General features: G+C 60.6%; 7 protein-coding genes. All 7 read right to left on the bottom strand.

Translation table 11 applies throughout. The annotated features are described in order from the left end of the window. Positions 1-738 precede the first annotated feature (738 nt). Entirely contained in the window at positions 739-2,751 is a 2,013-nt protein-coding gene (locus CSC94_RS23555; RefSeq protein ID WP_099308815.1) for a 3-hydroxyacyl-CoA dehydrogenase NAD-binding domain-containing protein, read from the bottom strand. Positions 2,752-2,754: 3 nt separating this feature from the next. Then, positions 2,755-3,453, bottom strand: coding sequence for an ABC transporter ATP-binding protein (locus CSC94_RS23550; protein WP_099308814.1), 699 nt, complete (start codon positions 3,451-3,453; stop codon positions 2,755-2,757). Beyond that, a complete protein-coding gene (locus CSC94_RS23545; protein WP_165784577.1) occupies positions 3,440-4,165 on the bottom strand; it encodes an ABC transporter ATP-binding protein in 726 nt (241 codons plus the stop codon). Before CSC94_RS23545 ends, CSC94_RS23550 begins: the two co-directional genes overlap by 14 nt. Continuing rightward, positions 4,162-5,217 carry a branched-chain amino acid ABC transporter permease gene (locus tag CSC94_RS23540; protein ID WP_099308812.1) on the bottom strand — a complete coding sequence of 352 codons (1,056 nt, stop codon included), beginning with the start codon at positions 5,215-5,217 and terminating at the stop codon, positions 4,162-4,164. Before CSC94_RS23540 ends, CSC94_RS23545 begins: the two co-directional genes overlap by 4 nt. Then, the gene (locus CSC94_RS23535) at positions 5,214-6,083 is read right to left on the bottom strand and encodes a branched-chain amino acid ABC transporter permease (RefSeq protein WP_099308811.1); all 870 of its coding nucleotides are present in this window, start codon (positions 6,081-6,083) and stop codon (positions 5,214-5,216) included. The genes CSC94_RS23540 and CSC94_RS23535 overlap by 4 nt, the downstream gene beginning before the upstream one ends. A 48-nt stretch (positions 6,084-6,131) precedes the next feature. Continuing rightward, positions 6,132-7,304: an ABC transporter substrate-binding protein gene (locus CSC94_RS23530; protein WP_099308810.1), complete on the bottom strand. Its 1,173-nt coding sequence runs from the start codon at positions 7,302-7,304 to the stop codon at positions 6,132-6,134. Next, a partial coding sequence (locus CSC94_RS23525) for a class I adenylate-forming enzyme family protein (protein ID WP_133123079.1) occupies positions 7,301-9,004 on the bottom strand: 1,704 nt, incomplete at its 5' end. The genes CSC94_RS23530 and CSC94_RS23525, both read right to left, overlap by 4 nt.

The raw sequence follows: 9,004 nt of genomic DNA, 5'->3' as shown, positions 1-9,004 counted from the left end.
ACCGGTACGTCAACCGGGATGACGATCCGGTACGGGCCATGGCAAACGATGTCTCGAACCGGATCGCAAGCGAACTGGCGAGTGGCGGGAGGGACACGCAGCATCTTCGCTCAACGGGCAAAGAATGACGGTGACCGCGACGCCCTGATCGGCAATAGCTCAGTCATGTCAAGCAAATGAGCGGGACTGGCTCCACAGCGAACGAAGCGAGCCAGAGACCGTACGCCGAATATCGCCGGAGGTTTCGGGTCCTTCCGGACGCCTTTCAGCCCACGGGTTTGTTCGCGCCGCAGCCAACACGGCTAAGTCGTGTTCGCCGTCGCTATGTGTTTGCCTTTTTGTTTTTGTTGTTGGGCAAGACCAGCGCTGCAACCTTGGCGGAGACGGGTGGACCTTGAAGTTGTTTTCCACCCATATTGGTACGAGCGCCGGGTCGGTTTGCGGAGGTCTTTTGTTGCTGACTACCCAGTATGGTCACCGCGAAAGACCTGTGCTGAAGTGGCGGCGCCAGTGCTGGCGTCTTCCCATCATCCGCTCCGCGCTTCAAAATTTGGTTCGTGTGTCCTCAAGCGGTTCTCATTGAAATGGCGCAAGCAAAAAGTGCGCTGGATAGGTCTTTGATTTGGAGTTGCCGGATTCCGGCTAGTTGTTCGCAACCTAGACTGCACTAGCAAGCTTCGAACTGTCCGCTGGCTTCGGGCGAGTCCATGCCGAGAGAAGCCGCCGTGGTTCCAAAAATTACTGTAAGCGAGCCATCAGTTTGTCGAAACCATCGACTGGCGTTAGTCTGCGCGTCCCGTACCGCTCGCTCAACTCCGTGCATCGCTGCCGGAACGGCTCGACTCCAATACGGCGAATGTAGCTGATCGGGCCACCGGTCCACGGCGCAAATCCCCATCCGAGAATGGCACCGACGTCGGCCTCGAGCGCATCGCTGATGACGCCTTCATCGAAGCAGCGAACGGTTTCCATAATCTGTGCGCCAAGGAGACGGTCTCTAAGGTCGATGAGAGGATCATCGCTACATGGTGCCTTTCCGACAACCTGTGCGAGTCCATCCCAGATTCCCTCTGGCCGACCCTTGTCATCATAGTCGAAAAAGCCCTGCCCGGCCTTGCGTCCAATGCGCCCGTGATCAGCAACGATACGGCCGACGAGGGCATAACCATCGGTCTCGACATAGCGATCGCCCAGGTCTGATGCCGTCTGCCTGTTGATCTGACAGATGAGATCGATACCGACAGCGTCGCTCAACGCCAGCGGTGCCACCGGCATGCCGGCAAGCCTTCCGGCCTGTTCGATCAGGTGCGGGCCAATCCCCTCGGCCAGCATTTCGAAGGCTTCAGCCTGGTAGGCCATCACAACACGAGTGGTGTAGAAACCGCGGGAATCGTTGACAAGGATCGGTGTCTTTCCGATCGCCTGAGCAAAGTCCATGGCGGCCGCCAGGGTCGTTTCCGAAGTTGCGGCGCCACTGATGATCTCCAGAAGCGGCATATGCGGAACGGGTGAGAAGAAATGCGTCCCGATGAAGTTCTCCGGTCGTACTGAGGCCTGTGCCAGGCCATGGATCGGCAGGGTCGACGTGTTGGTGGCAAAGATCGCATCCGGACGCATGTGGGCTTCCGCAAGACGGGTGGCCTCCGCCTTGACCTGCCGGTCCTCGAAAACGGCTTCCACCACGATATCGGCATCCGAAAGCAGCGCGTGGTCTCCGGCCGGCATGATCAAGCTTAACGATTTCTCGACAGCGTCCGGGTCGGCCCGTCCTGCGGCGGCCTGCGCGCGTTCCTGGCTGCTGATCCTGTCCAGGCCCTGTCGGGCACGATCCCTGTCGATGTCAAGCAAGACCACCTCCATCCCGGCGCGGGCGGCAACCAAGGCGATGCCCGCGCCCATCAATCCGGCACCAAGGACGCCTACCTTCCTGTACCGACGCTTCCCGACCGCGGTCGGGCGCCGAAGGAGGCTATTTACCTGGTCAACGCCAAGACCGAGCGTCGCCACCAGGCTCATGGACACATCGGTGAAAGCGGCTGCGACAAATTCATCAACCGCAATGGCGAGGCGGTCGCTCAAGTCCGGTGCCAAGGTCCGCCTGTTGGCTTTCCAGGCCGGCTTCTGGACCAACCGGGCAGCCTCGGCAAGAGCCCAGTCCCGCGCAGCGTTCACCGCGCTTTCGCCGGCGGCAGTGACGAGGCCGGCATCGATGGCAGCCTGCCTTGCCAGCGGCTTTCCCTCCAACACCGGTCCGGACCAGCCAGCCGCGCCGGACAAAGCGGAAATGCGCACTTGCCCTCCACCAATCGGTGGGAGCCCGAAGCGGGCCTCGGCAAACCCCAGCCGGATGGTTGCATGCAAAGCAACGAATCGGGCGTGGCAGGCAAGTGCGATATCAAAGCCTCCATCCAGTGCATCGCCATCAATGACGGCAGCCACCGGTTTCCTGCACGCCTCGATTTGCGAAAGCAGCCGATGGAAGCTCTCGATCGTGTCAAGAAGACCTTGCCGGTCTCCGGAAGCAGTAATCGAGCCAAGCCACTTCAGGTCGACGCCTCCGAAGAAGCGTTCGTCGTCCGCAGTGAGGACAATGCCACAGATCTGCTGATCCGCTTCCAGGTGAGATAGGGTCCGGGCCATCGCGGCGATCGTTTCCGGATGGACAAAGGCTGTTGCCGCTGACGCCTTCCAGCGAACGACGGCGATACCGTCGCGATCGACGTCGATCCCGAATTCATGCGATGATGACATGGACTAAATCCCAAGGTAGGCGCTACGGACCCGATCGTTGCTGCGCAATTCGTCCGGTGTTCCCTCCAGGACGCACTGCCCGTTTTCCAGGACGTAGGCGTGGCTGGCCAATCGGAACACGAATGCCGTGTTCTGCTCAACGAGCAGGATCGAGATACCATCCTCATTGATCTGGCGGATCAGTTCGCCAAGCCGGTCCACCATCTTGGGGGCAAGGCCGAGGCATGGCTCGTCGATGAGAAGCAGTTTCGGACGGGCCATGAGTCCTCGGGCCACTGCCAGCATTTGCTGCTCGCCGCCACTAAGGGTGCCCGCGGCCTGGTTGCGGCGTTCCTGAAGAACCGGGAATTTCTCGTACATCCGCTCGACCTGCTGGCGCATCTCTGCTGCACGCCAGAGGAAGCCGCCCATTTCGAGGTTTTCGAGTACCGTCATCTCGGGGAATAGCTGGCGGCCCTGGGCGACCTGTACCAGACCCAGTCGCACAAGATCGGCGGTCGACCTGCCAGATACGTTCTGGCCCTCGAAGATCACGGTGGCGCCATGTCCGACAAAGCCTGTCAGGGCATTGAGCGTCGATGTCTTTCCAGCCCCGTTGGCGCCAACGAGCCCGACGACTGACCCGGGCGCCACGCGCAGCGAAAGATCGGAAACCGCCCTGACGTTGCCGTAGGAAACGGACAGGTTTTCAACCGAAAGCATGAGCATCATCCCCCAGGTAGGCCTCGATGACGCGCGGATCGCCGGTGATGGCCCGAGGTTCGCCATCGGCAATGACGGCACCTGCATCCAGGACGATGCACCGTTCGACGAGACCCATCAGGAAGTTCAGGTTGTGCTCGATGACCCAGACAGTCACGCCGGCGGCATGGACATGGCGGATGACGCGCTGGAGGTTTGTCACTTCCTCGGCACTTAGCCCGGCAGCCGGCTCATCCAGCAGCAGCATTCTCGCACCCGTCGAGATCGCCATGGCAATACCGAGTTCGCGCATCACGCCGGACGGCAGTGACCCTGCTGGTTCATCGGCGTATTTGGCGAAACCGAACTCGGCCATCACGTCATCGATGACCGGCCTGCGCGTGGCGTTGCCGTCTGACAGGTGCCTGGCGATCTGCAGACCTTCCCGGATCGTGAGGCGGGGAAAGACCCGTGCGCCCTGAAAGGTCCTCACGAGACCCAGTTCTGCCCGGCGGTGCGGTTCAAGAGCGGTGATGTCACGATCCTCGAACAGGATGCGGCCGCCACTGGGCCTCTGGAACCCGCTGACAATATTGAACAGCGTGGTCTTGCCGGCCCCGTTCGGGCCAATCAGGCCACAAAGGCCGCCCTTCGGAATGGCGACCGAAACATCCCGAACCGCCGTCAGCCCGCCGAAGCGCATGGAGACATCCTCGATGCGAAGCAGGCTCATGACAGCTTCCTCCATGAGAACAGCGGATAGCCGCGCCGGTACATCTCGAGCCTTTGTCGGATGACCCCCGCTATGCCTTTCGGCACCAGCAGCACCACGAGGATGATCAGGACACCCAGGATCACCAGGCGATAGAAGCTCGCGATCCGCAGGAACTCAGGCAATCCGTAAAAGATGAGGGTTCCGATCAAAGGACCAGAAAAGGTTCCGATCCCGCCAAGGATAAGCACGCCGATCAGCGAGATCGTTTCGTGGACATTCAGAAGTTCGGGTGAAATGAAGGTCATGATCGGCGCATAGACCGTCCCAATCATAGCAGCCATCGCGGAACTGAGGACATAGGCCGCGAGCTTGTAGCGCAAGACGTTGATGCCGAGGAACGATGCAAGCACCTCGTCTTCACGAATCGCAACGAGGCCCCTTCCGAAACGCGATCGCTTTACCAGCAGGACGATCGCCATTGTCACGAGAAGCATCGCGGCGGCGAGCGCATACAGTCCCGAAGCTTTGGAAAAAGCGAAGCCCAGCACCGGTTCCGGGAAATAGAGCACGCGCAGGCCCATCGGTCCGCCAGTCAGGCCATCCCAGTTGGCCGCGATCAAACGTGCAAGCTCCCCGAATGCAAACGTCAGCAAGGCGAGGTGAACGCCGCCCGTGTAGCGCAGGGCCGGATAGCCGATGATTGCAGCGACGATCGCGGCGATCAGCATGGCTAACGGCATGGCCAGCCAGAATGGCAGGCCGGCACTGGTGACAAGCAGCGCGGACGCATAGGCGCCCAGACCGTAGAAGGCGCCGTGCGAAATCGCGAACTGGCCGGCATAGCCAAGTAGAAGGTTCAAAGAGACCGCGAGAGCGCCGTGCAGCGCGATCATCGTGCCGACATGGAGAAGATAGCGGGAATCCGCAAGGATCGGGGTTGCCAGCAAGACCGCGAATGCCAGCCAGCCAAGAGCAAAAACGAGCTGGACGATCCGGTTGCGGTTCTCCCCGGGCGCCGTTTCACTGGCTGCTTCGTTGATCATGACTGCAGTCTCGGACTTCACGCTCATACCTTTTCCTTTCCGGAAAAGCCGAACAGACCGCGAGGAAACAGGAGCAAGGCTGCGATCAGGAGAATGAAGCCGTAGCCGTCACGGAAGGATGCAGACAGGTATCGGGAGCCAAAGCTTTCCGCGATACCGAGCAGGAAGCCGGCGATGACTGCGCCCGGTACACTGCCGAGTCCTCCAAGCACGGTCAGAATGAACCCCTTCATCAGCGGTCCGCTCGCCATGTACGGCGTGATTGCGAACAGGCTGCCATAGAGCGCCCCCGCGGCCCCAGCCATCGCGCTGCCGAGCGCGAAGACGATGGCCGTTACCTGGCCGACCTGAACGCCGACGAGTGCGGCACCGGTGCGGTTCTGCCCCATGGCGCGAATGGCCTTACCGAGGCGGGTCTTCTGGAGAAAGAGATAGAAGGCGGTGACAAGCACCAAGACCAAGGCCAGCACCAGCAGGCGCTGGGCGGAAAATTGCATGCCGAGCAGTTCCACCCCACCTTTCAGGGGCGGGTCGAAGTTGCGGTGATCCGGCGTGAAATAGGCCGCAGCAAGGTTCTCGATGATCAGGATGATCCCCAGCGAGACTGTCAGGCCACCCATGTGGTCGGTGAGGATGAAGCGGAAGACAGCCCGCTCCATCACCAGCCCGAGCAGTGCCATGGCCAGCATGGCAAAGGCCAGGCCCAGCCAGAATCCGTAGCCGGCCGTGACAAAGAAGAAGGCCACGTAAGCACCGAGCATCACCATCTGGCCATGGGCGAAATTCAGTATTCCCATGATGCCGAAGACGAGTGTGATCCCGACGGCGACCGTTGCGTACAGCCCGCCGATCATCAATCCGTCTGTCATCGTCTGGATGACGTCGATGAACATCAGCCTTCCTCCCGTTTCGCTGGCTATGGACCTGGCACGTCTGCCGGCTTATTCGGCGCTAGCGCGAACCGAACTGATCTTGCCGTTCAGCAGAGTGCCGATGTCGATGTCGGAGCGGGCGCGTCCTTCCTCACTGAACCGCATTGTGCGCACGCCTTCGTAGGTCATCGACTTCATCGCCTTGGCGATGGCTTCGACATCATCGGTCGAGCCGACCTGCTCCATCGCCTTCGCCATCATGAACACCGTGTCGTAGTAGACGAGACCCCAGTAGGTGTTCGGAGAGATCTCCTTGCCGGTGAAGGCGGTGTAGGCCTTCTTCCATTCCTGCACTTTCGGATCATCGCCAAACTCAAGGTCGCGAGTCAGGATTTGCCAGACAAAGCCTTCGATCTGGTCCTTGTACTTGAGACCCGGGGCGCCGGAACCGCCGCGATACATGAACTTTTTCGGTAGACCGCCGAGTTCGGTCGTCTGACGCACGATCGCTTCCACGACCGCGTCATTGGTGCCGACGAAGAGTCCGTCGAGGCCCTGGTTCTGGAACTTGCGCAGGACCGGCGCGAAATCCGTCGTCGAAGGCTGGAAGTATTCGACGATGGGTACTTCGACTCCGGCTTTTTCCAGCAGCGGTTTGTAGGTTTCGACAATGCTGCGGCTGACATCCTCGTTCGGCAAGATGATGCCGATTTTCTTGACGCCGAGAACCTTCACGCTCTGGGGCACGAAGGATTGCGCAACCGCGGCATCCGAGTTGAGCGTGCGGATCATCAGTTCGCCGCCCGGCTTGCCGAGGAGCGTATCCAGCAGGGTGAAGCCGCCGATGTAGAGGACTTCGCTGCGGCTGAAGAGCGTCGCCGCGGCCATTCCGGGACCGCTGGTCATGATTCCATAGACGATCCGGATGTCATCATTCTGCAGAATCTTCTGTGCCGCGTTTACGGCGACATCCGGCTTCGACTGCGCATCCTCCGAAACTATTTCGAAGGTAACCTTCTCGCCGTTGACCGTGATTCCACCCTTCTTGTTGATCTCGTGGAAGGCCATCAGCGTGCCTTCGCTCGCGGGCAGGTCAAACCCTGAATGGGGTCCGGTAAGACTGTTGACCATGCCGATCCGGACCGTCTGGTCGGCAATCGCCATTGTCGTTGTTGCGGCTGCATAGGTCAGCGTCGCTGCCGCGATTGCCGCGGCCTTGTTCGTCCAGGCTCCAGTCTTCATGTCTTTTCCTTTCCTTCCTCCCAAAATTGTTCGCGCAAGGTCCGTCGCAGGACCTTCCCCATGCTGTTACGCGGCAGCATTTCCAGCGTGTGGATCGACTTGGGGAACTTGTATTTCGCCAGACGCCCCGCGCAGAACGCGGTGATCGAATCGACGGAAATCGATGCCCCGTCCCGCGGGACGATGCAGGCCCGGGGGTGCTCGCCCCATTTGGGGTCCGGCACGCCGACAACGGCGACTTCGAGGACTTCCGGATGTTCCGCCAGGACCCGCTCGATCTCGGCGGGATAAATGTTTTCGCCACCGCTGATGATCAGGTCCCGCTTGCGGTCAAGCAGATGGAGAAAGCCCTCCTCGTCAATGTAGCCGACATCGCCGCCCGTCTCCCACGGCCCCTGGCGCATCGCCGCCGTGGCGTCCGGCTTTCCGTGGTAACCAAGGAAGGGAACCGGGTTACAGGCATAGACCTGGCCGGCCTCTCCCGCCGACATTTCTTCTCCGGCATCATTGCGGATCGACAGGCGGCATCCGAAGGAGGCCTGACCCAGAGACCGGCCGGTCCGCATCATGTCCTCGTGCCGGCAGTAGGTGATCCAGCCACTTTCCGTCCATCCGTAGGCATCGCTGAGCGACGCGCGTGGAAAGGCAGCCTCAAAACCGTCGATCAAGGGGGTGGGTAGGCGTGAGCCGGAACTCATGATGCCGCGCAACGTCTCGAAGCCAGCGAGCACACCGCCACCTGGGTTTTGCTCCAGGAGGGTCGAGATCATGTTGGGAACCAGGAAAGACCAGGTGACGCGGTACTTTCTGAAATCCTCGATTGCCTGATCGCCCCGGAATTCGGACCGGAGAACAACTCGCGCGCCAACGCAGAGGGAAACGAGCGCGATCGAACCGAACGACTGGTGAAAGATCGGTCCCGGAACGAACGTCGTATCTTCCTCGGTCAACCCGAAACGCCAACCCCAGGAAGAGAAGCGCGTGAGGATCGCCAGATGGCTGAGAACCGCGCCCTTTGGAAAGCCTGTCGTGCCGGACGTGTAGAAGATTGCCGCGGGAGACAAAGGCGTGCTTCGGAGCGCGACCGGGCTATCGCTGGCATGGTCGATAAACCGGTTGTATGCGTTGGGGCTGTCGGTTTCCCCCAGCACCACGATCCGGTCGTCCGCGATGTCAATCGCCGAACGCCTTTCATTCAGCAGTGGAACGAGAGTGCCATCGATGAACAGCGCTTTCGCCCCGGAATCGTCCAGCACAAACCGCAGTTCTTCGGAGGACAGTCGGTAGTTCACTGGCACGACGACCAGGCCGGAAAGTTGCAGCGCGAGGTAAAGCTGAAGGTATTCCGGCGAGTTGTAGGCGAAGATCGCAACCCGCGCACCTCGCGGAAGATCGAGCCCGATCAATGCGTTCGCGCATTTCTGAACCCGTTGCCAGAATGCGCCGTAGCTGATCGTGCCCCGGTCGTGCTCTATGGCGACCGTGTTTGGTGCCCTGCGGACAGCGGTCGCGACAAGGTCCGCCAAACAGTTGACATTCGGGGCGGCGCCAGCCGCCGCCATGACATGATTGACGAGTGAATGAACCGCACCGGGTTTGCCGGAGGCTCCAACTCCTGAGTAGGATGGAGCATCATGAGCAAGACGACAAACAAGTATTCTCCGGAAGTCCGCGAGCGCGCCGTTCGCATGGTTCTGGAT

Origin of the sequence: Zhengella mangrovi, assembly GCF_002727065.1 — a bacterium.
Classification (GTDB): domain Bacteria; phylum Pseudomonadota; class Alphaproteobacteria; order Rhizobiales; family Rhizobiaceae; genus Zhengella; species Zhengella mangrovi.
This window is presented reverse-complemented; position numbering and strand designations above follow the sequence as displayed.